This window comes from Nonomuraea sp. NPDC050227, from assembly GCF_044459705.1.
Lineage (GTDB): Bacteria > Actinomycetota > Actinomycetes > Streptosporangiales > Streptosporangiaceae > Nonomuraea.
The window spans coordinates 337,115-360,733 of sequence record NZ_JBITJF010000004.1 but is presented as its reverse complement, the minus strand read 5'-3'; the positions used below and the strand labels follow the sequence as shown (position 1 = coordinate 360,733).

The following is a 23,619-nucleotide window of genomic DNA, read 5'->3' as shown; positions in this document are numbered from 1 at the left end:
GGAACCGCAGAACCTGGGGCTCAGCCGGTGAAGCAGGCGTAGACGTCCACCGAGATCTTGACCGGGGACGTGCCGGTGTTCCTCAGCACGACCGTGCCGTCCGGGCGGAGCGCGGCCGTGGCGAAGCCGACGGTGCTCCGGCCCGCCGTGTACGCGACCGTCCGCACGCCGGTGGCGCTGCCGGAGGGGACGACCTCGACCGTGCCGTTCGCCGTCCCGGTGGCGGTGACGGCGACGCCGACGGCCGTGACGCCCGCCGAGGGGATGTCGCCGCCGGAGGGACGCAGCACGTACGTGCCGCCGGCGGCGACCGTCACGCCGTCGCCGACCCGGACCGGGGCGATCGCCTTGACGAGTGAGGCCCGTTCGGCGGCGGTGTAGTAGCCGCTCACCTCGACCGAGACCTCGGCCGCGCCGCCGCCCAGATTGTGCAGATTGATCTTCCCGTCGGCGCCGGGCCTGACGATGGTGAAGAACTGCACAGGGGTGTTGGCGGGGTAGTCCACGTTGGCGTCGGCCGGGAAGGCGTCCCCCGCGGGATAGACCCGGATCGTGCCGGTGGATGCGCTCTTGACCAGCACCGTCAGGGCGACGCTCTGCGGGGAGGGCAGGCCGGGCGTCGTGAGTTCGAGATTCCCCAGCGCCGCGACCGGCACCCGGTCGGCGATCCGCGACGGCGCCACCGGGTGGTAGGTGCCGCCGACGTCGGACGCGGCGTGGTCGAGGGTGTAGCCGTGCACGTCGAGATAGACGCGGACGGCCTGGCCGCTGCGGTTCTCCAGCTTGAGCGCGCCGTCCTCGCCGACCTTCGCCACGACCATGGTGGAGGCGTACCGGCCGGCGTCGTAGAACAGCACGTCGCCCTTCGGTTCGGGCTCGCCGGACGGGTAGACGGCCAGCGAGCCGGTGTTGAAGAAGTCGCCCTTGGCGGCGATGTTGACCGCGACGGCGGCGATGCCGTCGGCGGGGAGCCCGGCGACGCCCGCGAGGGGGACGGTCAACGTCGAGTTCGCGCTGATCTGGACGTTGCCGAGGACGCGGGTGCGGGTCTGGAAGAGCTGGTGCGGGCCGGGGCGGGCCGCGGAGCCGAGAGCGGCCTCGTCGAGCTGGATGCGGGGAGTGCTGCCGCCGCCGTGGGCGATGGGCTTGCCGGTGTCCTTCAGCGCCGCCTCGATCTCGGCCGGCGTGGCGTCGGGACGCGCCTGGCGCAGCACCGCCAGAGCTCCGGCGACGTGCGGGGCGGCCATCGACGTGCCGCTCATGGACTGCCACCGGCCGCCCGGCACCGACGAGACGATGTCCGTCCCGGGGGCGAACAGGTCCAGCAGCGGGCCGCGATTGCTGAAGGAGGACACCTCGTCCTGGTCGGTGGTGCTGCCCACCGCGACGGCGGAGGAGACGCAGGCCGGGGCGCTGACGGCGTCGGTGTAGCCGTTGTTGCCCGCGGCCACCACCGTGAGGGCCCCGGCGGCGAGCAGCCGGTCGATCGCGGGTCCGCGCGGATCGTCGTCGCACGGGGAGGTGTACCTGCCGCTGCCCAGGCTGAGGTTGACCGCGGCCACCGGGACGCCCTCGTCGATCAGGTCCAGGACCTTCTCCATCCCCGCGAGCTGGGCGCTGACGAAGCTCAGCAGGCACGGCGGCCCGGCGCTCCCGCAGTAGGAGAAGGAGTCGAACCTGCTGTAGACCTGAACGGCGACGAGGCCGGCCCCCGGAGCGACCCCGCCCGCCGCGTCGCCGGTCTCCTGCCCGGCGACGATCCCGGCCACGTGCGTGCCGTGGGCGCAGTCGAGGTAGGCGCACGGCCCGCTGTCGGCGTCCGCCGCTCCGGGCCCTTCCTGCTGGTCGGCGCCGTCCGGGCACAGGCTGGAGGCTCCGTAGGCGGCGTCGCTGGGCGAGAAGCACGCCTCGGCCACGACGCGCCCGCCGAAGAACGGATGGTGAACCGCGACACCCGAGTCCAGGACGGCCACCGCGCTGCCCTCGCCGGTCAGCCCCGCCTCCCGGGTGCGGTCCGCGCCGATGAGGGGCACGCTCTCGGCGAGCGTGGGCGGGACCGGCACGTCCTCCGACACGCTGACCACGCCCGGCTGGGCCGCCAGCCGGTCCACCTCCGCGCGGCCGGCGCGCACGGTGAGCACCGGTAATCGCGACAGCGTCTGGATCACCCGTCCGGAGCCGGCCGCGGCGGCCGCGGCGGACAGGCCGGCGCGGTCCCGCGTCACCACGTTCACGCGGACCTCGCCGCCCGCGGACAGCTTCGCCGCCAGCCCGGGGTCCACGCGGGGGCCGGCCGCCGCCGCCGAGGCGGCCTGCGACGGCTCGGGCGGCGCCGCGACGAGGGCCGTCATGAGGGCCGTCATGACGGCGGCCGCGGTGATGAGGCGGCGGACCAGGGGTTGCTTCATGTGCACTCCGCTCGACGAAGGACGTGCCTCGGCAGGATCACTGGCCCGCCAGTACCGCCTTGGCACGCCGCACCCAGGTGGTGAAGACGGACAGCGACTCGGTCAGCGCCTGCCGCTGGTCGCGGACCATGACCTCTTCGTAGGCGCGCTTCGCCGCACGGTACGTCGGCAGCAGGCCGGCGCCGTCCGCGCAGGCGGCGTCGTCGGCCGCGACCTGCTTCTCCGCCTGTGTGGCGGCCACACCGGGCTCCCGGCCGGCCCAGCGCAGATCGGCGCGGGCGCTCATCGGGCTGTCGTAGGCGTACCCCTTGGCCGTCATGCAGCTCACCCACTGGTTCAGGGCCCGTGCGACGGCGGTGTGCTCCAGGGCGAGGAAGCTCGCGTCGTCGGCCAGCAGCCGGGGGTCGGCGACCAGCGCGTGGTCCTGGCCGAGGACGCTGGTCTCGCCGCTGGTCGCGCAGCCGCCCTGGGGGATGGACTCCCCCGGCCCGGTCGTGGCGGCGGTGCCGTCGTAGGCCGCCATCTCCTCCGCCGTGGGCGCGCGCTGGTCGGCGGGCTCCGCGGCGGCGGCCGCCACGGCCGGGTCGAGCGCGGGCCTCGGGTATCCGGACCGGGAGGCCGCCGTCGCGTCGAGGGGTTCGATCAGGTCGGCCTCGACGTAGTCCTCGGGGTTCCAGTTCCGTACGACGCCCGCCGTCCAGGCGGAGAAGCCGAGCGACTGCATGCACGTGGCGGTAGCGGCGTCCTTGGCCAGGTCGATGGTGTGGATGTCGGCCATGGACGTCATGTACGGATCCAGCGGCATCGGCAGCCCCGGATCCGACGGGACGGCGGTGAGCGCCGGCTCCGGGATCGGGGACGGCTCCGGCCCGAGCGTCCCCGTGGGCCCGGGAACCGGCAGCACCTCGCCCGTGGTGGGCAGCGGGTCGGGGTCGAGGGTCGGGGAGGCGGCCGAGCTGTACGCCGCCGGCTGGAGGTTGACCGCGGTGATCCCGATGGTCAGCAGGACGGCCCCGGCGGCCAGCAGCGGTGGTGTGCCCTTTCTCATTTGCCGTTCCTCCTCCAGAAGCACTCGCCCTTGCCGATCCATCTGCCCTCGGTGCAGTATTCGCGCGAGTAGAGAATGACGTTGGAATAATGGAAGGGCTGCAGCACGCCCAGGGTGTCGTGCCATCCGTCGCCCCGGCAGCCCTGCCAGTTGTACCAAATGAGAAATCGCCGGCTGTAGATGCGGCTGTAGACGCTGCGGCCCTTCCACTGCTGCTGGGCGCCGCCCCACCAGCTCCATTGCGTGACCGGGCACGCGGCGCCGTTGTAGTCGGGGGTGAAGGTGGAGTTCCAGCGGTCCATCGATTTGCCGCTGTTCACGTTGCGCACGCGGTAATAGCCGGCGCTGGTCTTGGTGTCCTTCCACAACTGGTTCTTGCCGCCGTTGTAGCGCCAGACGGAGACGATGCCGCCATTGGCCTTCGATTTCTGGTAGACCTCCAGGTACTGGCGCGTGTATTCGTTCTGCCAGCGGTATGTGCCGTCCGCGTGCGCGGCGGCGGGGAGGACGGCCGCCACGGTCGCGACCGTGGCGACGACCGTCACCGCGGCCCGCGTGGCCGTGCGGACGGCGGGACGAGAGCCTTTCATCGGGTGGATCTCCCTTCTGCGCGGAAGGTGCGAGGGGTTCCGGCCGGCACGGGGACGCACCGGCCGGCGGCGGCTGCTCACGAACCCTGGACGTGCCACCATCTCGTGCACCTCCAGCTGCTGCCGCCCTTCACGCAGGCCCTGAAGTAGCGGCCGGTCACCTCGTTGACGCCGCCCGTGGTCCCGCTGCTCGCGCCGCTGGGGATCGTCTTGTGGCAGGCGTGGTAGGACGAGCCGCCGGTGTCGGACCAGTCGAGCGAGACCTTGTCGCCCGATCGCAGGCCGCTGCCCCAGGCCCACCAGATGCTGGAGTTCCACGTACCGCTGTAGAGGCCCGCCCCGCCGCGGGAGGTCCCGGCCACGTACTCCAGCCGGGACCTGTCGCCCTTGGCGGGGTAGTAGTCGTAGGGGTCGTAATTGGGCCCGCAGGAGTAGTTGATCAGTCCCGCCGCGTGGACCTCCTCCGAGATGATCACGTCGCCGTCGTCGGTCGCCGGCTCGCGGGACGGGGTCGGCGACGGCTGGGGCGAGTGGGCCAGCGCGGGCGGCGTGGTGAGAAGAGCGGCGGCGGCCACGCCGAGTACCAGGGCGGAAGCGACTCGTACTGCTTTCACGTGTTGTCACCTTTCGGAGGGCTGGATGCCGCGCCTCGACGTGCGAGCGCGGGCGCGACAATCCATCGCCACGGGTGGGGGGACGGGCACGTTCGCCCGGATCTGCCTGACGGTCGGTCGAGGAACCGCTTCGAGGCGAGTTCAGGCCGGTGAGGTGGGCGCCGGCCCGCCGTACGCGATGCGGCGGGCCGGTCGTTCGTGCGCCAATGTATCCACGGGCGGTCTTGACTGTCGTCAATCAGCCGGTGGACGTACGGCTCCACCCACCGCAGTAGCCCCGGCCGCCCTGTCAACCAGCGTCGTATTCCGCACCGCGGGTTCCGGGTTCGCCGGTGAGCCGCGTTCGCGATCGCCGCGTCGAGCGACCCGAAGCGCGCCACCGCGCTGGTGACCGCCGTGTTCGTGGAGTCCCAGTCGGAGGCGTCCGCCACCAGGCCCAGGACGCGGTCCGCGTGGCCGGCGTCGTCGAGGAAGCCCCTGAGCCGACCGGGGTCGCGCCCGGTGACGGCGACCCGGTGGCCACGCCCGAGCAGGAGCCTGGCGGTCGCGGCGCCGATCCCGCTCGTGCCACCGGTGATCAGGACCGTCTTTCCCGCGACCGGCGACGCGCCGGAGTCAGTGAGTGAGGTGTGCATGGCGTCCACCCTGTGGCGCGGCGCGGGCCCCCGACAGTTGCTCCCGAAGGTGGGGACGACATCCCCTGGCGCCGACGGCCCCGCCCCGGAAGGCTGTGCCCATGTCGAACACGAGATACGCCGAACTCGGCGGCTTCCTGCGTTCGCGACGCGAGCGGATCCGCCCCGAGGAGGTCGGGCTCGCGCCCGGCCCGCGGCGCCTCAGTCGCGACGAACGCGACCATCTGTACCGGTTGGCGAACCGCCCGATCCCGCACCAGGGCGGGACGGCGTCACACGTCCACCCCGCGATGCTCGACCTGCTGACCCGGATCGACGGGACCCCGGCGATGGTGAGCACCGACCTGCACACCGTTCTGGTCCAGAACGCGCTCGCCGTCGCGATGCTCGGCGACCTGTCCGCGCACCACGGCCGCGCGGCGAGCTTCATCCACCGATGGTTCACCGACCCGTCCTCGCGACAGATCTACCCGCAGGAGGACCTCGCCCCGCAGTCACACTCGTTCGTCGCCGACCTGCGCGCGGCGGTCGGGCGACGCAGCCCGGGCGACACCGAGGCGACCGAGCTGGTGGACGAGCTGCTGCGGCGGTCGCCGGAGTTCCAGGCGCTCTGGGCCGACCAGGACGTGGAGGTGCGCAGAGACGAGCGCAAGCGGATCGTCCACCCCACCGTCGGCATGCTCGACCTCAACTGCCTCAGCCTCTTCAGCGAGGACGGCCGCCAGCGGTTGCTCTGGTTCACCCCACGCGCCGGGACCGACACCGCCGAGAAGCTCGCCCTGCTGACCGTCGTCGGCACCCAGGCGATGCGAACCGAACCAGCCCGATGAACCAATCGCACCGGCACCGCTCGAACGACAGACTGTCCGCCGTGGTCGCCGGGCCGCGCCCGGCCTTGGGCGGAGGCGACCTCGACGCCGCGTGATCACCGCCTCATTTTTCACTGCCCTGCCCGAGCAGCCCTGCCTCGCGAGAATCGCGGACGAGCTGCGTCCGGCTGGGGCGCATCAGCCACACGGCGGCGGCGAGCGTGAGGACCCAGCCGATCACCTCGATGAGCAGGTGATCCGTGGCGTCGGGGACGGATTGCAGCAGGTACACCCGGACGCTGTTGATCGCTCCGTGCGTCAGGACCGCGGGCCAGACACTCCCCGACCGTCGGCGAAGCGCGAGCAACAGCGGCGCCCATGGCAGCATGCCCGCGAAGTAGATGACGATGTCCCAGAGGGGCCGATCCCCGATGACGGCGAGGACCGGCAGGTGCCAGACGATCCAGACCAGGCCGCTGACCAGGGCCAGCGGCCAGAATCCCCACGACGCGGCGCGCGTGGCCAGCCAGCCGCGCCAGCCGAACTCCTCGCCGATGGCGAAGACCGACTGCATGAGGAAGACCGGAACGATCCATATGGTCGCCGCGAAGATCTGGTCAAGCGGGTTGAGCTGCCAGATTCCCGACGCCAGTGCGATGGCGGTCTGGATCGCGGCGATCGCGGCGATGAGGCCGATGCCGATGCCCGCCCACTTGGGCGTGCCGCGCCACCTGGTGGCGAACGTCTCCCGGAACGTCCCGGGCCGTCGGGCAAGCCACATGATGATCGCTGCGAGCAGCGGGGACTGCTGCATGATCGGAGTGATCAGGTTGTAGAGGTCCGTCGGGACCAGCCGGAAGACCATCGGAACGGACAGCGCGAAACACAGCAGCACGGCGATCGCGAAGAACCACGTGACATCGTTGGCGGTTGATCTGCCAGAACTGGAGCGCGTGGAGGAGGCAGTCATGCTGACCTCGTTCCGTCCGGGCGCGAGGATCCAGCAGCTGCGACGCCGGGCGTGCCGTGGACGGAGCGGTAGTCCCCGGCATGGGCCAGGGCCGTCCAGCCGACGAGCATGACGACGCTGAGAGGTATGAGACGTAGGAAACGCACGATGTCGAAGCTAGGGGGGAGGAATCGGCCCGGCCTCACCCGAAGGGGTGAACCCGGCACCGCCCGTCAGGATGAAATCCGTGGCGAGCGACGGGCCGACCTTCCTTGGCCAGGTAGCCGCTCGCGCCGGCCAACCCTCACGAGCCGCCCTCAGCGCAAGTGGAACATGCCACCGCTGAGCCAGGCGGCGCCGGTCTCACCTGGAAACTGGCGCGCCCCCCGCGCAGCCTGGTCCGAAGCCGCCGCTGCGTCATGCCCCAGTCCAAACGCACATCGACCGAGCCCGGCACGTAGGTGTCGCCTCACCAGACCGAAGGCAACCTGCCCGCGTCCAGTCCATCGCGCCGGGCGATGAACAGCACCAGACGCCCGGGACGATGACCAGGATGTCCGGACGATCACAGCCGCCGGCTGGAGGGCGTTCACGGCCGTCTCGGCCGTTGCCTTCGCCGCACCGTACGGAGTGATCGGATCAGGGGCGCACGTCGCGTCACAGCGGCTCGCAACACCGGAGAACACCGCGTCGCTGAAGACATGGACCAGGCGCCGACCAGTAGCGGAGACCGCCAGCTCATGCTCGCCCGCGCCGAGCCAGTTCGCCGCCGAGAAAGCCACTCCCACCGACGATGAGGACCCTCATGACCGGTCACCAAAATCGACCATCCCTCGGGACGTCATAGGGCCTGGCCTGCGATCCCGCCGGCCGGATGGTGAGGCGGACCGGGCTTTCAGCCAGGCGATGGGCTGATCAGGTGTCCGCTCTGGAGCGCACCAGCGAATCGCAGGTGTCGCCGGTGCGCTCCAGTTCCCCCAGCGACCGCGCCCACGCGTCCAGCTCGATCGGCATCCGCAGTGCGCTCGACTGCCGTGAAGAGGCCGACGTGCTCGACCTCGTGCACGGTCCCGCAGGGTGCCACCCGCCGTCGGCGGCTGGCCAACGGCTGCGGCTGGTTCTACGGTGAGGGTCCGTCCTTCGACCATGAGGGAGATCAGCGTGGATCCGATCGTTTTGGCCGCCGGCACCGCGCTGGTGACCGCCATGGCCACCGACGCCTGGCAGTCGGCACGTGATGGCGCGGTGACGTTGTGGCGCAAGGTCCGGCCCGAGCAGGCTGAGGTCGTCGAGGCGGAGCTGGTCGAGGTGCGCGAGCAGGTGCTCGAGGCCCGCCGACAAGGTGATGCCGACACCGAGCAGGCGCTGGCCGGGGCTTGGCAGGTCCGGCTGCAGCAGTTGCTGCGCGCCGATCCGTCGCTGGCGGGCGAGTTGCAGCGGGTGCTGGATGAGGTGCTTGACCCGGCCCTGGCGCCGGCCGACAAGGAACGGATCGGCTCACTGGTGATGAAGGCGAAGGCCGACGGGCACGGCCGCGTCTATCAGGCCGGCCGCGACCAGACCATCCACGAGCGGTGACCTCGCCCTCTGCGGGTCCCGACGAGCGTGAGCACCAGCAGCAGATCCGGCTGGAGGTCACTGCTTCCGGACATGCCCGCGTGTACCAGGCTGGGCGTGACCAGTTCATCAACGAGACGGTGCTGCCCGAGGTGGTGTTGCGGCCGGTCACCGAGGTGGCCGCGCCGCCGCGGCTGGTGAATCTGCCGCGGCGCACGCGCACGTTCGTCGGGCGCGACGAGGAGCTGGCCGCGCTGGCGACGGCGTTGCGCGGTGGGGGTGAGGTCGTGGTGGCCGCGGTGCACGGGCTGGGCGGGGTGGGCAAGTCCACGCTGGCCGCCCACTACGCGCTCGCGCAGGCCGGCGGGCGGCCCGTGCCCGGACAGGAATCTGAGGCCGGCAGCGGGCTGAACCCGGTGTGGTGGATCACCGCCGACTCCCGCCCGGCGGTGGAGGCCGGCCTGGCCGGCCTGACGGTCGCGTTGCAGCCGGAGCTGACCACGGTGTTGCCGCTGGAGGCGCTGGCCGGGCGGGCCACCGCGTGGCTGGCCGCTCATGACAGGTGGCTGCTGGTGCTGGACAACGTCGTCGACCCCGCCGATGTGCGGCCGTTGCTGGAACGGACGCTGACCGGGCAGGTACTGGTGACCAGCCGGCTGGGCGAGGGCTGGCATCATTTGGACGCCCATGTGTTGCGCCTGGACGTGCTGGGCGAGCATGAGGCGATCGAGCTGCTGGCCCGCATCGCCACCCCGGACCTGGCCCGCGACGTGCTCCAGGCCGCCCTCGACGAGCAAGACCTGCCCGAGCGCTTGGAAGGGGCGATCGACCTGGTACGCGAGCTGGGGTGGCTGCCACTGGCAATCGAGCAGGCGGGCGCGTACCTGCACCAGACCCGGCTGACCCCGCGCGCCTACCTGAACCTGCTGTGCGAACAGCCGGCGGTGATGTACGACCGGACCGCCCGCGGCGGCGACGCCGAACGCACCATCGCCCGCATCTGGCGCGTTACCCTCGACCACTTGGCCGGCACCCCGCTGACCGGCGATCTGCTGCGCATCCTGGCCTGGTGCGGCGCCGAACCGATCCCCCGTACCCTGCTGGACGGCCTGGATGCCGACGCGCCGGAGGTTCAGCACGCCGCGGGCGAGCTCGCGGCCTACAACATGATCACCCTCAGCTCCGAGACGGTCACCGTGCACCGGTTGGTCCAAGCCGTCGCCCGCACCCCCGATCGCCAAGACCCGCACCGGCAGGCGGCGGCGATCGACGCCGCCCGCGCTCAAGCCACCAGCCTGCTCTATGACGCTCTCCCGAACTCGGCGAAAGACCCTGCCGGGTGGCCGACGTGGCGAGCACTCCTGCCGCACATCACCGCCCTGACCGACCGCATATCCCCCGGCGCCGAGACCAGCGACACCATCCATCTGACCAACCAGGCCGGACTCTTTCTGCACGATCAGGGCGCCGTCGACCGCGCGATCACCTGCTTCGAACGGGCATGCACGGCGAACGAACGCATGCTCGGCGCCGACCATCCCGACACATTTACCGCGCGCAACAACCTGGCCGCAGCCTATGAGTCCGTGGGAGAGCTGGACCGTGCCTTCCCGTTGTACGAGCAGGCGCTGGCCGACTACGAGCGGGTGCTCGGCGCCGACCATCCCGACACGCTGAACGCGCGTAACAACCTGGCCGGCGCCCATCGGGCGGCAGGCGATCTGAGCCAGGCCATCGCCCTGCACGAGCGGACGCTGGCCGACCGTGAGCGGGTGCTGGGCGTCGATCACCCCCACACGCTGATCTCTCGTACCAACCTGGCCGGCGCCCATCGGGCGGCAGGCGATCTGAGCCAGGCCATCGCCCTGTTCGAGCAGGCGCTGGCCGACTGTGAGCGGGTGCTGGGCGCGGATCATCCCGACACGCTGGTCGTGCGCAACAACCTGGCTGGCACGTACGAGTTGAGGGGTGATCTGGGCCGGGCCATCGCCCTGTTCGAGCAGACGCTGGCCGACCGTGAGCGGGTGCTGGGTACGGACCATCCCGACACACTGGGCTCCCGTAACAACCTGGCCGGCGCCTATGAGTCGGCGGGGGACCTGGACCGGGCCATCCCATTGTTCGAGCAGTCGCTGGCCGACCACGAGCGGGTGCTCGGCGCCGACCACCCTGGCACCCTGACCTCTCAGAACAACCTGGCCTACGCCTACTGCTCAGCGGGAGACGTGAGCCGGGCCATCGCCCTGTTCGAGCAGGCGTTGGCCGACTGCGAGCGGGTGCTGGGCGCCGACCACCCTACGACGAAGGTAGTACGGGGCAATCTGGAGGCGCTCAGGTAAGCCACCGCGCGGTCCTCCTGCACCGACAGCCTCTGCTCGCCGGCGAGCTCGTTGATGTGCCCGCCTTCGCGAAGCCGACGCAGGCCGGGGATGTGGTTGTACAGCCTCCCCGGACTGATGCCGAGCAGCTTCGCGATCTAGGTGGGCCGGTTCAGATCGCCTGGGAGCATGTTGCGTGATCTTCTCCACGGTGTACGCCGTCACAGAGGGGTCGCACCGGTAACTGCCGAATCAGGCCAGAGCCGTGGCGAACGGCACCGAGGGCTCTCCTGTGAGGTTCGTCGAACCTGACGGAGCGCTTGGGAGCTCGCCGACGATGAACCGGCGAGGTCACAGGTGGTCGAGCACGTAGTTGAAGGGGCGCGGGTGGTGTTTGCCGCCGGCCGCGCAGTCGCTGTCCGCGTTGTGCGGCCAGTAGAACAGCACGAAGCGCCGGTCGCAGAAGCGCCAGTCGTTCTGCTGTCCCGGCATGAGGGGTATGTCGAACGGCAGGAAGAAGTCCTGCCCACCCGCCTCCGCCACGTGACCGGGCCGTGGCGCCGGCCACTTCGGGCAGACCCCCTTCTTGTCCGCGAACCCGTCGAAGAAGATGGCCTTGCACCGGGTGCACTTGCGCCAGCCGGACTCGCGGTTCGGCCCAGGTACGCCGAACGGCAACTGGAAGATGAGGCCCGCGGCCTGATGGGCGCCGTACCGGGGCTCGTTCAGCAGTTGCCCGCCCTCGCCTATGACGATCGGGCGCTGTCGGCCTCGCGTCACGTTGCCCGGGCAGAGGCCGGCGTCGAGCGCGAAGAACAGCGCCTTGCATTCTCCGCAGGTGCGCCAGCCGGAGACACGCGGGCTGAGGGCCGCGTTCTCCCCCATCGCGAAGCGGGTTGTCGTTTTCTTGTTACCTCCGGCGATCTCGCCTCGACACAGAGAGAAGCCGGCGTTCGGTCCCGTCACCTCGGCTCTGGCCTCGTTGCCGCCGACGAAGGGGACCACCCATGAGATCTTGAGCGCCGTTCCCTCGTCGTCGAGACCGTAGACGATGAGTCCGGTCGTCCCGGTCACGATGCCGCCTTCGCTGCTCTTGGAGCCGAAGACGTCGGACTGGAAAGGGCCGATGGAGTCGGCGGGCAGCTTCGCGAACGCGCCGTGCGCGCGGGCGCCGCGTAACCGGCGAAGCGTGCGGCTCGTCGCGTTGTTCACCTTGATCACCGCCCAGCGCGATGCGTCCGCCAGGATCTTGGAGACGGTGTCGATGATCTCGGCGGTCGACTTGACCTCCTTGGCGATGTCCTGCATGGATACCACGATGGCCTCCTCGGTGCCCCAGCTCGTCCTCCGGACGCACGTCGGGGGGAGGCACGGCCGGCGGACAGCGCTCCAGGACGGTGGCTACCAGGCGCCGGGTTTGCCCGATCAGCCGACCCGGCATCTGCCATCAGGTCAGGGGTTTCCAGAAGGCGCAGCGGTGCTCGCGGGCGAGGTTCACCTCCCGGATCCCGTTCCGGCCGGTGGCGAGCGACAGCACCTGGCCGCCGGGCGCGTCGTAGGGCGGCCAGCCGGTCGCCCGGTCGCCGTTGGGGTCGCCGGTGTGGGCGAAGCGGGTCCAGTAGCCGATCATCTCGTCGGAGAGCCGCCGCTGCTCCGGTGACAGGTCATGGCCGGCGTATGCGCGCGAGAACAGGTACTGGAGCTCCCCCGCGTGGTAAGCGCCTGTCGGATAGCTCTGTGGGGAAGCCTCCTTGAACCACGGCGCCGTCCGGTCCGAGAACTCGTAGGCGAAGGTGGGCACGTACCGGCCCAATAGCTCGTTCATCTCGACCGCGGGGCAGGCCCAGGCCCAGTCGGTGAGCGTGCTCGCCATCGCCCAGCTCGTCGAGCGCTTGTAGTCGCTCAGCGGGTAGCGGCGGATCACCTTCGCGGTCTGCCTGTCGTCCAGGCCCAGGAACGTGCCGAGCACCGCGGGGTAGTCCTTGGGGGCGATCGGGCCGCCCGCCTCGGCGTCGAAGCCGACCTGGAAGGTGACGTGCTCGTCCCGGGTGATGCCGTGCATGACCGGCACCTTCGCGAACTCGCCCGACCTGAGCAGGCGTACCGGATCCTGCGGAAGCACTCCGGCGCCGTAGGCCGGCGCGAGCCCGCGCGGGCCGACGGCCTTCAGCAGGACGGACACCGGCTTGGAACGCAGGCAGGCAGCCGCCGTGCGTAGGTCGGCGCAGCCGGCCGCGGCGGCGATCTCGACGGCCTGCCGCTCCGCCTGCGCCCGCGGCTTGGGACGCCAGGTCTCCGCGTCCGGTCCGGCCGTGCTCGGGGCCCACGGCCAGCGCAGGGTGCACGGCCCGCTCTGCATGATGACGCGTTGGAACAGCCCTCGCGATCCCGGGGCGGTCAGGTGGACACAGCTCGACATCCCGCCGGCGGACTCCCCGAAGAGGGTGACGTTGTGCGGGTCGCCGCCGAACGCCGCCGCGTTCGCCCGCACCCAGCGCAGCACCGCCTGCTGGTCCTCGATGCCGAAGTTGCCGGACCCGTGCCGGGCCGGGCCGCCGTTCAGCGCGGGGTGCGCCAGGAACCCGAGCGCGTTGAGCCGGTAGTTGAAGGTCACCACGATGACGTCGCCCTTGGCGGCCAGCCGTTCGGCGCCGTAGATCGCTCCGGAGCCGCCGAGGAAGCCGCCGCCGTGGATCCACACCATGACGGGCAGCTTCCCGGTGGTGCGCCTCGGCGTGGTGACGTTGAGGTACAGGCAGTCCTCGGCGGTGCTCGGCTTGTCGCCGATGAAGTCCATGACCTGGGCGCACGCGGGGCCGGGACGGAGGGCGGCGCGCACCCCCCTCCACCTGGCGGCGGGTCGCGGCGATCCCCATCTCAGCGGCCCTACGGGCGGCGCCGCGTACGGGATGCCCTGGAAGAGCCGGTGGTCGTCGCGCAGCACGCCGCGGACGAGGCCCGTATCGACGCGGACCAGCGCCGGATCATCACCGGCCCGGCGGCCCGCGGCCGTCGCCGGTGGGGCTGTGGCGAGCGCGGTGACCAGGCAGGCGAGCACGGTCATGGGCGTCCGAAGGACGTTTCTCATGGGTTGGTTCCTCAATGTGGGTGACACGGGAGACTCCTGGCTCAGGAGACCGGAGACCCGATCACTTCGACGGGGCCGCGCCGCATGGCGGACCGGGACGAGACGAGCGTGACCGGCGCCACGATCAGCACGATCACGGCGATCATCGCCGGGAGCACCCACAACGGGCCCGTCGGCACGATCGATCCGACCGCGACGGCCGTGGGAAGGACGGTGAACGCGGCGATCACCGCGCCGACCGCCATGCTGATCGCGGCCACGACGGAGACCTCCACGAGGAGCATCCGCCGTACCTGCCGGCGGGTGGAGCCGGCCAGGCGCTGGGCGGCGAGCTCCCGGCGCCGGGACAGCACGGACACGGCCATCGTGTTGACGGCGGCCACGGCGGCGTACGCGATGGCCAGCGCGGCCAGCAGGTAGCTGATCCAGGCCTGCACCCCCAGCTCCGCGGAGAACATCGCCGACAGGCGGCTCCGGTCCCCGACGGCGAGGCCCGGCCGGCCCGCCGTCTGCCGTTCGAGCCTGCTGACCAGCGTGTCCTGGCCCGAGAGGGCGCGTACGAGGATCGCGGACGGCAGGCCGGCGGTCGTGTGCGGGGCCAGCAGCGCGGCGGGCAGCACGACGGCGCCGTGGTCGGGGGAACTGTCGAGCAAGGCGACGACCTGCACCTCGACCGATGTGCCGTCGCCGAGCCGTACCGTGATCCGGTCGCCCAGCCTGATGCCGAGGTCCTCCGCCTGAGCCGTGGGCAGGGCGGCGCTCTCGCCGGTGAGGTCGCGCAGCGAGCCCGAGGTGACCGCGGCGGCCAGGATCGGCGCCTCGTCCTGGACGTCGATGCCCAGCAGGGTGCCCGGGTCGCTGCCGCGGGAGTCATAGGGCTTCTCGATCCAGCCCCTGCTCGACACGAGCGTCGAGGCGCCGGCCAGGCCCGGTGTCCGGCGGATCTGCGTCAGGAGAGCGGCCGGGACGCCGGTCTCGGCGGTGATGACGGCGTCCGCCTGGAACTGCGCCGCCTGGCGGCGTACGGCGGCGTCGTCCTGGGTGGTCTGGGCGTATACGTTGCTCAGCGTGATGGCCGTGGCCAGCACGAGCGGCGTGAGCACGGATGCGAAATGCACGGCTCTGACCCGCGTGTTGATGACGGCGAGCACGCTGCCCCGCCCGCCGATCCTCCTGATGAGGGGGGCCGCCCGGCCGACCAGCCGGTCGAGGAGCTCCGGGCCGACCAGCGCGACGGCGACGCCTCCGGTCAGGACCGCCGGGCCGCCCACGGCCGAGGCGGTGTCCGGGTCCAGGAACATCGTCGTCGCGGCCAGGACCACGGTCGCGCCTGCCAGCAGGACGGCGAGCAGCCGGCGCGTCGGCCCGACGGCCGCCGTGGGGATGGCGGCCTCGGCCAGTGCCTGGACGGGCCGTACGCGGGCGGCGGGCAACGCCGCGAGTGCGGCGGTCGGCCACGGGATCAGCAGGGCCAGGAGGAGCCCGGCGGCGAACGCGATGACGCTCGGCCGGAACCGCAGCTCCGGCGGCACGACACCGCGTTGCGCGCTCAGCTCGAAGATCGAATGGCCGAGCAGGCCCCCGAGCGGTGTTCCGGCGAGTGCGGCGAGCACGGACACGATCATCGTCTCGGCCACCACCATGCGACGGACCTGCCGGGGTGTCGCGCCGGCGGACCTGAGCAGCGCCAGCTCCCGCCGCCGCCCGCGTACCGAAAGGCTGATCGTCGCGGACACCACGAGTGCCATGACCACGAGCACCAGGCCGCCGAAGATGCTCGACAGCAGGATCAGGGGCAGCCGGCTCGCGGCGAGGCCGGGGAACTCGGCCCTGCCGCGATCGGCGCCGGTGAGGATCGTCAGGTCCGGGGGCAGCCGGCCCACCAGGCGCCGCGCCAGGTCCTCGGCCGAGGTGCCGACGGTGGGCAGCACGCCGATGACGTCGGCCGTCCCGGGGCGGGGGGAGAATCGCCTCGCGTCCGAGGCCGAGAAGAAGATCGCCAGGGTGTCGACGCGGTGTCGTGGCCGCGCGACACCGGTCACCGTGAAGGGCTGCGACTGACCGCCGACCACGACGTCCACCGTGTCGCCCGGCTGCTTGCCCGCTCGGCCGGCCAGGGCGGCGTCGAGCACGACCTGACCGGCGACGCGCGGCTCCGCGCCCCGGATGAGCGCGTACGGGGCGAGCGCGGCCGAAGCCCACCCGTGTCCCGCCAGCGGCGTCCCCAGCAGCCGGTCGCCCACGACCACGGCCGCCGGGAAGGACACGTCCGGGATCGCCCGGCCGACGCCGGGAACGCCACGGACCGCAGCCGCCAGGGACGTGTCCACGCGCGGCCGTTCGGCGTAGGGCACGGTCTCCGACTCCTCGTCGGGCAGGTGGAAACCGGCTGATCCGGCGATGACGACGGGGGCCCCGGCGAGCCGTTGCGCCGAAGCTTCGAGGCGGACGGCCGACTCGAAGAGCCCGGCGCACGCGATGAGGAGCGAGCAGCCCAGCAGCACGGCGGCGAAGGTGGCGAGGGACTGGGCGGCGCGGAAGCGCAGGCCGGCCAGGGAGAGTCTGATCACCGCCGGCCCTGCGCCGTCTCGTGCGCCTTCGCCGGGGAGCCGAGCCGGGCCAGATGGTCGGCCACCTCCGCGACCGTGGGTGAGGGGACCTCTGCCACGAACCGGCCGTCGAGGAGGAAGATCACGTTGTCGGCGTACGACGCGGCGACCGGGTCGTGGGTCACCATCACGATGGTCCGCCCGGCGCGGGCGAGGTCGCGGATCAGCGTGAGCACCTCGACCGCCGTCCGGCTGTCCAGCGCACCCGTCGGCTCGTCCGCGAAGATCACCGGTGCTCTGCTCGCCAGCGCACGGGCGATGGCCACCCGTTGCTGCTGGCCGCCGGAGAGCTCGCCCGGCCGGTGCGCGATCCGGTCCTTGAGGCCGACCCGGCCGATGACCTCCGACACCCAGGCGGGGTCGGGGTCACGACCGGCCAGCAGGTCGGGCAGGGTGACGTTCTGGCGTACGTCCAGCGCGGGCATGAGGTTGAACGCCTGGAAGACGAAGGCGACGTGATCGCGGCGCAGAAGGGTCAGGTCGGTCTCGCTCATCCCGGCCAGCGACCGGCCGGCGAGGGTCACCGTGCCGGAGGTCGGCTCGTCGAGCCCGGCCGCGCAGTGGAGCAGCGTGCTCTTGCCCGAACCTGACGGCCCCATGACCGCGGTGAAGCTGCCCGGCGGGAAGCCGACGGACACCTCGGCGAGCGCCGTCACCGCGTTGCCGCCGTCTCCGTAGGTCTTGCGCACCCGGTCGAGAAGGACCGGCGCGTCAGCCGGCGTCATCGGGAGTCTCCCGACAGCCGGCCGCGGTACTGCCCTTCGGCGGCGAGCCACACCGCGCCCACCACGACACCGCCGACCAGCACGCTCCATAACCACCACGCGTCGGCTAACCGCGCGGTGACGGCACAGATCACCAGCCAGACGACGAACTGGACAAGGACCATGCCCGACCACACCAGCGTGACGACGCTCAGCAGGCGCGGCAGGACCGTCGGCGCCACGCCCGGCAGGCCCGTCAGGGCCGCGCCCAGGGCGTCCCGCGTTCCGGCGGTGGACGCCTTGGCGTGCCGTTCGTCGGCCTGCTCTGGCGAGATCGATCCGCCGAGCCTGGCTCGGTCGATCCGGTCGGCCGCCGCCTGGCGCTCTCCCGGCGACACGGGGATCCGGCCGGGGGTGAGCAGGCGCCTCGGCAGAGTCCGTGCGCTGCTTGCGTCACTCACTTCCGGCCTCCGGCTTCTGGGCGCGAATCAGTGCAGGACATGAAAGGTCTCCGATTTCTTGGAGTGGCGGCTTTCGGGAGCGGCCGCTTCTTGGAGTGGCGGTTTCTTGGAGTGGCGGCGCAGCCTTGCGCCGCCACTGCTCGACGAATGCGTGGGAGTCGCATCCTTTTTTTTCAGCTTTTCGATCCGTTTCTGGCCTATTGCGTAGGTGCCACGACCGCGGCCGTTCCGGCGCCGGGGACTGCGGGGACGGTACGGCGAGCGCCGCGTAGCAGGCTCACGCTGACGGCGAGGGTCCACAGACTCCAGAGGGCGCCCATGCTGGCGGTGGTGCCCCAGCCTTGCGCGCTGTAGAAGTCGGCGGCGTCGTCGCCGAAGTACACGGCGGGCAGGAAGGCGAGGTTGACCGCAGCCAGGACGTAGGCCGAGCGCGCCACCCAGCGCGGGAGCAGACCGAGCCGGGACACCGCGATCCCCAGGGCGATCAGGAAGAGGCCCATGAGCAGCCTGGAGACGGCGCCCTGCATGAGGTACTGGGCGCCGGCGAAGGGCCCTTCCATGGTGGTGTCGATGTCGTGGTCCACCGTGATCGCCGCACCCACCTCCATGGACTGCGGGACGAACACCATGGCCACCCACAGCAGGCCGGCGTTCTGGACGATGCCGGCGACCCAGTCGTAGGCCGGGTCGACGTGACGGATGAGCTGGCGGAGCCCGACGAAGTAGACGATGTAGACGGTGCAGCCGGTGATGCCGAACAGGCTGCGGGTCAGGACGTCCCAGTCCGGCGGGGTCTCGTAGATGAAGTACAGCGGGACCTGGATGACGATCAGGAGACTGGCGACCAGGCCGGACAGGCCGGCGTACCTGCGGATGGCGGTCTCGGACACGACGGTGTCCTCCTCACGAGAGGGGTGACAAATAAAACTGGGATCTCGTTAACCGATCCTCAACGTAGCCCTAGAGCCTCGCTAATACAACCCCGGTTTTCTTAGGTGCCTATTTCGGCATTCAAAGGAGACTCCGGTTGCGTTAGACTGAGGGTCAGGCGAGCGAAGGAGCATGTGTTGTCCGAGGAGCGCCCGGCACCGGGCACGATGCGACCGCGCGGGCGTACCGAACGGGTGCGCGCCGCTGTCCTGGCCGCCACCCGTGCCGAGCTGGAGGCCCACGGGTACGCGGAGCTGAGCATGGAACGCGTGGCCGAGATCGCAGGCGTCGCCAAGAGCACGGTGTACCGGCGATGGCGCGACCCGGTGGGCCTGCTGGTCGAGCTCATCGCCGACCTGTCCAGGTCCGAGGTGCCGCTCCTGGACACCGGGTCGATCGAGGTGGACCTGCGCGGGCTCGCGGTGGGCATCCACCGCTTCTACAACGACCCGGTCCGGCGCCCGGCGATGCTCGGACTGATCACGGCGGCAGTGCTGGACCCGAGGGCGGCGCAGGCATTGCACGACTTTTTCCGGACCCGCAACGACCTGGCCGCGGAGTCGGTGCGGCACGCGATCGAACGCGGCGACCTCCCGCCCGACACCGACCCGATCCAGGTGATCCGGTCGGTCGGCGCGCCGTTCTATTACCGGATGCTCGTCAGCCATGAACCCATCGACGAGACCGTCGCCGAACAGGCCGCCGCGGCCGCCATCGCCGCCGCGAAGGCGGGAGCGTACACCGTCCGGCCGGATCAGAAGGGTTGACAGGTGCGCTCACCGAGGCCCGGTCGCTCGTGATGCCGTCGTTTCCGTACAAGACGGCCGCGGTGACCGGTTCGTAGCATGGGGCGCAGGCGTTCCGCCGCTGCGTCGGCATGGCGCTACGGCCCGCCTGCCGATCCACCTGGCGACCCCGTGTCGCCGGACCATGAGGAGAACAGCACATGCGTGATCTGATCTATACCGGTTTCATGTCGCTTGACGGCGTTGTGGACTCCCCGGGCGGTGGCCCCGGCGAGGAGCACCGCAGCGGCGGCTGGGTGGTCAAGGACATCGAATTCCTGCCCGAGGCCTTCTCACTGAAAGGCGAGGAGCTTGAGGAGACGACGGCGCTGATGTTCGGCCGCCGGAGCTACGAGGCGTTCGCGCCGATCTGGCGCGATTCGGATGACCACGCCGCCTACAAGGATCTGCCCAAGTACGTGGTCTCGACCACGCTGTCCGAGGACGCCCTCGTCGAGGGATGGGGGCCGACGACGATCCTGCGCTCGGCCGAGGACGTCGTCGAGCTCAAGAAGAGCGAAGGTGGCGCGATCTTCATCCATGGCAGCGCGGAGCTCGCCCGGCGGCTGTCGGAGGCGGGCCTGATCGACCGGTACCACCTTCTCGTCTTCCCGGTGCTGCTCGGGGCCGGGAAGAGCCTGTTCACGGAAGCGGACAGGGACAAGCAGGTGCTGAGCCTCCGGGCGTCGGCTGCCTACCCCAACGGGATCGTGAAGCTGATCTACGACGTCGTCAGCTGATCCAGGTCCAGGGCGATCGCACCGCCGGTGCCCTCTCGGAGTTGCCGCGCCGTACGCCCCACGTACCGGCGCAGCGCACGGGCCAGGTGTGGCTCGTCGAAATACGCCAGCCCCGAGACGACATCGGCGACGGGGACGCCGGCGGCCAGGAGCACCGAGGCCCTGCGTGCACGCTCGATCTGCCGTATGGCGCCCTGGGTCAGCCCGGTCGCCGCCCGGAACCGGCGTTCGACGGTTCGTCCTGAGACCGCTGGACGATGACCTCGGCGAACGTCGGCGACGAGCGGGTCACGGACCAGGGCCCCGGCGCGGACCAGACGGCCGACCAGAGCTTCGGCGTCGTCGGGGGCGGGAGATTCCCAGCGGACGCCGTCCAGCACGAAGGTCCTGCCCGTGGTGTCAGGGAGCTCGATGCCGCCGTCGACCAGGGCCGGCGGGGGGACGGCGCGCAGCGACGTGCCTACGGCGAACTCGATGCCGACGAAGGTCGAGCCCTCCGGCACCGGCGCGGTGCCGGACCTGGTCTCGGGACCGGAGATGCCCGCGTGCGCCCTGCCCTCGCGCTCCCAGAAGACAAGCCCCCAGCTCACCGCTGCGACGGAGGTCATCTCCGCGACGTGCTCGCTCGTACAGCTCCACACGGCCTCGACCCACGGTGAATCGGACGCGCGTGTCTCGAACCGCAGTGCCACGAAGGAAGGATACGCGCGAGGGCCTCCGGTCCCGCGAGCGGATCATGGGCGAGACGTAAGGAAGTGGTGAGGGATTTCCAGCAAAAGGCCCCTTACGTCGATCGCGACACCGATCCGCCCCGGGCCCCCTCATGGCCACGGCCCTGACCATGGTCGCGCTCACGTGCTCGGCCCCGCTCGCGTCCCCGGCAGCCGCCGCGACCGGCACGGCGGCACTGCTGCCCACCGACGTGCGGATGAACTCCTCCCAGGCTTTCGACATCAGCGACCGGGGATGGGTCATCGGCTTCATCGACTGCTACTGGGCGGGTGGAAGGCAGATCCGGGAGTCGTTGTCGACCCGACGGGTGTGGCCCCGGGCGTCGAGGTACTCCAGGAGCGGTACGGCGACGCGGCGGCTCGTGCCCAGGGCCGTGCGGGCCTGGCTGACGGTGAAGGGCGCGGGCAGCGTGCTCAGCACGGCGACCGCCTGCTCCGGCGCGTCCGGCAGGAGGACGACGTTCCGCCCGATGTGCAGCAACGCCGCCGCACGCATGGCCGCGCCGAGGGCGGCGCCGGTCAGTCGCAGCTCGGTCAGGCGCTCGGCGGTGGGGGCGTCGAAGGGACGGCCGGCGAGGTCGCTCCGCAGCCGGGCGACGGCCTTCTCGACCTGCGGCGGCATCGGCGCCCGCGCCCGGTCGCCATCGATGATCACCCCTGCTCTGACCGTCAACGGCTCGGCGACCAGCGCCCGCGCCAGCCGCCGGTCGGGCAGGCCGAGCAGCCGGGCGGCGGCCTCCACCGTGATCCCCTGGTCGCGCTGCGACACCTGCTCCGTCAGGCGGCGCCGCAGCTCGGACCAGTGGCCGGGGTCGGCGAACCAGTCGCCCGTCACCGGCGGCCCATCGGGGGCGGCGCCCATCGCGGTCAGCTCGGCCCGGCTCAGCAGTCCGTGCCAGCGCAGCAGGTCGGCGGCGGTGGGCACGGTCACGCCGGCGAGCGCGGCCCCCCTGACCGCCGCGGCTCCCCGTCGTCGCAGGGGCGCCGGCCGCACGTCGAGGACGCGCACCCCCGCCACGATCATCCGGCGGCCGGGATCGCGGAGCAGGCCGTGGTCACCGGCCCTGAGCGGCAGGGGCCGGGCCAGGGTGAGACGGGCCGTGCCCGCGCCGAGAGGGCGCAGGCGGACCGGAACGGCGGCGGAGCCCAGGTGTAAGACGAGTTCCCGGCCGACGTCCGCGCCGGGCTCCAGGCGCACGTCCGCCGACCGGGTGGTGATCCAGGCGTCCGGGGTCAGCAGCGGGGTGCCCCGGGGCAGCGTGTCGCGATCGGCGCCCCTGACGTTGACGGCGACGCGGGCCGTCGCCGACACCGCGTCCCGCCGCTGGTTGAGCGTCTGAAGGCCGCGGACCTGGAGCCGGTCCGGCCCGGCGAGCAGTTCGTCGCCCACCCGCAGCGTGCCGTGCGTGAGCGTGCCGGTGACGACGGTTCCGGCCCCGGTGACGGTGAACGCCCGATCGATCCACAACCGCACCGGGCCGTCCTGGCGCGGTTCCGGAAGGCCGGCCGCGAGCCGGTCGAGCGCGGCGGACAACTCGGACAGGCCCTGCCCGGTCCGGGCGCTGACGGAGACGGCGTCGATCCCCGACAGGCTCGTCCCCTCCAGGTGGAGGCGGGCCTCCTCCAGCGCCGGTCCTGGATCGGCGAGGTCGGTGCGGGTGACCACCAGCAGGCCGTGCCGCACGTCCAGGGCGTGCAGGGCGGCCAGGTGCTCGGCGGACTGGGCCCGCCACCCCTCGTCCGCCGCCACCACGAACATGACCGCGGGGCACGGGCCGACGCCGGCGAGCATGTTGGTGACGAACCGCTCGTGCCCGGGAACGTCGACCAACGCCAACTGCCGGCCGGAGCTGAGCGTGGTCCAGGCGAAGCCGAGGTCGATGGTCATGCCCCGGCGTCGTTCCTCGGCCCAGCGGTCAGGGTCCATCCCGGTGAGCGCGCGGACCAGGGCCGACTTGCCGTGGTCCACGTGCCCGGCGGTGGCGATCACCCACATGCGCGCTCGGCGGCCGTCAGCCTGGTGTCCGTGCCCGGTTCACCCGGACCGCGCGGCCGGGTGAGGACGGCGGGGCGGCTCACCCTCAGCCCGTCCGCGATCCACGCCTGGAAGCCGCCGATCACGTCGGTGGCGTTCGCCAGCCCGATCTGCCTGAGGGTCGAGGCGGCGAGGCTGGAGGAGTATCCCTCGTCGCACAGGACGATCCAGCGGATGTGCGCCGAGGTGGCCTCGGGGATCCGCGCGTCGCAACGGGGATCGAGCCGCCACTCCAGCTGGTTGCGTTCGATCACGATGGCGCCGGGCACCTCGCCGCCGCTGCGCCGCTGGGATTCCGGCCGGGTGTCCACGATGAAGGCGTCACCGCGACTCGCCGCGGCGAAGGCCTCGGCAGGCGGCAGGCGGCGCAGCCCGGCACGCGCCCGAGCCAGTAACGCGTCGATGCTCAGCAGGACTCCAGGGGTGAGGTCTGGCGGAGGCGGACGGGAATCGAACCCGCCGCGCCGAGATGCTCGGCGCCATCGGTTTTGAAGACCGAGAGGGCCACCAGGCACCCGGACGCCTCCGCTGGTGATCTTAACCCTCTCCGGGGCTCCGACTGAAGATCTTTCTCACGCCGAGCCACTCACTCGCGGACGGCGACCACG

The 23,619-nt window shown here is 71.6% G+C and carries 21 protein-coding genes and 1 tRNA gene; 5 read left to right on the top strand and 17 right to left on the bottom strand.

Annotated features, from left to right (window positions below; all coding sequences use genetic code 11):
* Nucleotides 1-20 precede the first annotated feature (20 nt).
* From ACIBK9_RS18785 to ACIBK9_RS18765, 5 genes are all read right to left on the bottom strand, one after another.
* The gene (locus tag ACIBK9_RS18785; RefSeq protein ID WP_397159610.1) at nucleotides 21-2,408 is read right to left on the bottom strand and encodes a S8 family peptidase; all 2,388 of its coding nucleotides are present in this window, start codon (nucleotides 2,406-2,408) and stop codon (nucleotides 21-23) included.
* A 37-nt stretch (nucleotides 2,409-2,445) separates the two neighbouring features.
* Nucleotides 2,446-3,456, bottom strand: a complete 1,011-nt coding sequence (locus tag ACIBK9_RS18780; protein ID WP_397159608.1) for a hypothetical protein — start codon at nucleotides 3,454-3,456, stop codon at nucleotides 2,446-2,448.
* Complete coding sequence (locus ACIBK9_RS18775; RefSeq protein ID WP_397159606.1) at nucleotides 3,453-4,046, bottom strand: RICIN domain-containing protein; 594 nt, start codon at nucleotides 4,044-4,046, stop codon at nucleotides 3,453-3,455. Before ACIBK9_RS18775 ends, ACIBK9_RS18780 begins: the two co-directional genes overlap by 4 nt.
* Nucleotides 4,047-4,123: 77 nt before the next feature.
* Complete coding sequence (locus ACIBK9_RS18770) at nucleotides 4,124-4,660, bottom strand: hypothetical protein (protein WP_358298048.1); 537 nt, start codon at nucleotides 4,658-4,660, stop codon at nucleotides 4,124-4,126.
* Nucleotides 4,657-5,295, bottom strand: a complete 639-nt coding sequence (locus ACIBK9_RS18765) for an SDR family oxidoreductase (RefSeq protein WP_397159604.1) — start codon at nucleotides 5,293-5,295, stop codon at nucleotides 4,657-4,659. Before ACIBK9_RS18765 ends, ACIBK9_RS18770 begins: the two co-directional genes overlap by 4 nt.
* Before the next feature lie 101 nt (nucleotides 5,296-5,396).
* On the opposite strand from ACIBK9_RS18765, the gene ACIBK9_RS18760 reads away from it, so the two are divergent.
* The gene (locus tag ACIBK9_RS18760) at nucleotides 5,397-6,125 is read left to right on the top strand and encodes a transcriptional regulator (protein WP_397159602.1); all 729 of its coding nucleotides are present in this window, start codon (nucleotides 5,397-5,399) and stop codon (nucleotides 6,123-6,125) included.
* Between the two features lie 103 nt (nucleotides 6,126-6,228).
* On the opposite strand, the gene ACIBK9_RS18755 is transcribed toward ACIBK9_RS18760, so the two are convergent.
* A complete protein-coding gene (locus ACIBK9_RS18755) occupies nucleotides 6,229-7,074 on the bottom strand; it encodes a lysostaphin resistance A-like protein (protein ID WP_397159600.1) in 846 nt (281 codons plus the stop codon).
* A 296-nt stretch (nucleotides 7,075-7,370) separates the two neighbouring features.
* Nucleotides 7,371-7,739 carry a hypothetical protein gene (locus ACIBK9_RS18750; RefSeq protein WP_397160181.1) on the bottom strand — a complete coding sequence of 123 codons (369 nt, stop codon included), beginning with the start codon at nucleotides 7,737-7,739 and terminating at the stop codon, nucleotides 7,371-7,373.
* A 475-nt stretch (nucleotides 7,740-8,214) separates the two neighbouring features.
* Between ACIBK9_RS18750 and ACIBK9_RS18745 the strand changes: the two genes are divergently transcribed.
* Entirely contained in the window at nucleotides 8,215-8,631 is a 417-nt protein-coding gene (locus ACIBK9_RS18745; protein ID WP_397159598.1) for a hypothetical protein, read from the top strand.
* The gene (locus ACIBK9_RS18740; protein WP_397159596.1) at nucleotides 8,628-10,949 is read left to right on the top strand and encodes a tetratricopeptide repeat protein; all 2,322 of its coding nucleotides are present in this window, start codon (nucleotides 8,628-8,630) and stop codon (nucleotides 10,947-10,949) included. Before ACIBK9_RS18745 ends, ACIBK9_RS18740 begins: the two co-directional genes overlap by 4 nt.
* A gap of 330 nt (nucleotides 10,950-11,279) precedes the next feature.
* Here ACIBK9_RS18740 and ACIBK9_RS18735 read toward each other — a convergent pair whose 3' ends face one another.
* From ACIBK9_RS18735 to ACIBK9_RS18710, 6 genes are all read right to left on the bottom strand, one after another.
* Nucleotides 11,280-12,236, bottom strand: coding sequence for a hypothetical protein (locus ACIBK9_RS18735; protein WP_397159594.1), 957 nt, complete (start codon nucleotides 12,234-12,236; stop codon nucleotides 11,280-11,282).
* A 139-nt stretch (nucleotides 12,237-12,375) separates the two neighbouring features.
* Complete coding sequence (locus tag ACIBK9_RS18730; RefSeq protein WP_397159592.1) at nucleotides 12,376-14,016, bottom strand: carboxylesterase/lipase family protein; 1,641 nt, start codon at nucleotides 14,014-14,016, stop codon at nucleotides 12,376-12,378.
* 41 nt (nucleotides 14,017-14,057) lie between these two features.
* Complete coding sequence (locus ACIBK9_RS18725; protein ID WP_397159590.1) at nucleotides 14,058-16,586, bottom strand: FtsX-like permease family protein; 2,529 nt, start codon at nucleotides 16,584-16,586, stop codon at nucleotides 14,058-14,060.
* The gene (locus tag ACIBK9_RS18720) at nucleotides 16,583-17,350 is read right to left on the bottom strand and encodes an ABC transporter ATP-binding protein (protein ID WP_397159588.1); all 768 of its coding nucleotides are present in this window, start codon (nucleotides 17,348-17,350) and stop codon (nucleotides 16,583-16,585) included. The genes ACIBK9_RS18725 and ACIBK9_RS18720 overlap by 4 nt, the downstream gene beginning before the upstream one ends.
* Nucleotides 17,347-17,790 carry a DUF1707 domain-containing protein gene (locus ACIBK9_RS18715; RefSeq protein WP_397159586.1) on the bottom strand — a complete coding sequence of 148 codons (444 nt, stop codon included), beginning with the start codon at nucleotides 17,788-17,790 and terminating at the stop codon, nucleotides 17,347-17,349. Before ACIBK9_RS18715 ends, ACIBK9_RS18720 begins: the two co-directional genes overlap by 4 nt.
* Before the next feature lie 197 nt (nucleotides 17,791-17,987).
* Nucleotides 17,988-18,680, bottom strand: coding sequence for a hypothetical protein (locus ACIBK9_RS18710; protein WP_397159584.1), 693 nt, complete (start codon nucleotides 18,678-18,680; stop codon nucleotides 17,988-17,990).
* A 177-nt stretch (nucleotides 18,681-18,857) separates the two neighbouring features.
* On the opposite strand from ACIBK9_RS18710, the gene ACIBK9_RS18705 reads away from it, so the two are divergent.
* Both ACIBK9_RS18705 and ACIBK9_RS18700 read left to right on the top strand, forming a co-directional pair.
* Nucleotides 18,858-19,487, top strand: a complete 630-nt coding sequence (locus ACIBK9_RS18705; RefSeq protein WP_397159582.1) for a TetR/AcrR family transcriptional regulator — start codon at nucleotides 18,858-18,860, stop codon at nucleotides 19,485-19,487.
* 179 nt (nucleotides 19,488-19,666) lie between these two features.
* Nucleotides 19,667-20,245, top strand: coding sequence for a dihydrofolate reductase family protein (locus ACIBK9_RS18700; RefSeq protein WP_364339264.1), 579 nt, complete (start codon nucleotides 19,667-19,669; stop codon nucleotides 20,243-20,245).
* Here ACIBK9_RS18700 and ACIBK9_RS18695 read toward each other — a convergent pair.
* The 4 genes from ACIBK9_RS18695 to ACIBK9_RS18680 all read right to left on the bottom strand — a co-directional run bounded on the left by ACIBK9_RS18695 (nucleotide 20,227) and on the right by ACIBK9_RS18680 (nucleotide 23,538).
* A complete protein-coding gene (locus tag ACIBK9_RS18695; protein ID WP_397159580.1) occupies nucleotides 20,227-20,937 on the bottom strand; it encodes a helix-turn-helix domain-containing protein in 711 nt (236 codons plus the stop codon). The genes ACIBK9_RS18700 and ACIBK9_RS18695 overlap by 19 nt on opposite strands.
* A 298-nt stretch (nucleotides 20,938-21,235) precedes the next feature.
* A complete protein-coding gene (gene selB / locus ACIBK9_RS18690) occupies nucleotides 21,236-22,972 on the bottom strand; it encodes a selenocysteine-specific translation elongation factor (protein ID WP_397159578.1) in 1,737 nt (578 codons plus the stop codon).
* Nucleotides 22,963-23,373: a rhodanese-like domain-containing protein gene (locus ACIBK9_RS18685; RefSeq protein ID WP_397160179.1), complete on the bottom strand. Its 411-nt coding sequence runs from the start codon at nucleotides 23,371-23,373 to the stop codon at nucleotides 22,963-22,965. The genes selB and ACIBK9_RS18685 overlap by 10 nt, the downstream gene beginning before the upstream one ends.
* 69 nt (nucleotides 23,374-23,442) lie before the next feature.
* A tRNA-Sec gene (locus ACIBK9_RS18680) sits at nucleotides 23,443-23,538 on the bottom strand.
* Between the last annotated feature and the right edge of the window lie 81 nt (nucleotides 23,539-23,619).